Annotated in this window: 1 protein-coding gene; it reads right to left on the bottom strand. The window is 64.5% G+C overall.

What is annotated here, in order from left to right; translation table 11 throughout:
• Positions 1 to 561, bottom strand: a 561-nt coding sequence (locus tag FLP08_RS16820) for an amino acid permease (protein ID WP_156278081.1), incomplete at both ends; no start/stop codon positions are given.

Genomic DNA, 561 nt, shown 5'->3' with positions numbered 1-561 from the left:
GAGGTGGCCAGGAGCAGCATCTTGGTGTACGGGTCCATTCCGTCCGGGTCGCCCGAGGTGAAGAACACCACCACCAGGAACACCTGTACGCAGATGTTGGTCAGCCACAGGGCGTTGGCCGGCACCTGGTTGGCGTTCTCGCGGCGCAGGAACTCCGGCATGGTGTGGTCCTTGGCGGCGGCGAACATGATCTCGGCGCACAGCAGCACCCAGGAGAGCAGCGCGCCCAGCAGCGAGATCAGCAGGCCGACGCTGATCAGCACGGCGCCCCAGTGGCCGACCACATGCTCGAGTACCAGCGCCATCGACGGGTTCTGCAGCTTGGCCAGTTCCGGCTGGGTCATCACGCCCATGGACAGCACGTTGACCAGCACCAGCAGGAGCAGGACGGTGATGAAGCCGATCACGGTGGCCTTGCCGACGTCGGAACGTTTTTCCGCGCGGGAGGAGAAGATGCTCGCGCCCTCGATGCCGATGAACACCCAGACGGTGACCAGCATCATGTTGCGCACCTGGTTCATCACGCTGCCCAGGTCCGGGTTGCTCTTGCCCCAGATGTCG

This window comes from Christiangramia aestuarii (genome assembly GCF_009735585.1).
GTDB classification, from domain to species: Bacteria; Bacteroidota; Bacteroidia; order Flavobacteriales; family Flavobacteriaceae; genus Christiangramia; species Christiangramia aestuarii.
This window is presented reverse-complemented; position numbering and strand designations above follow the sequence as displayed.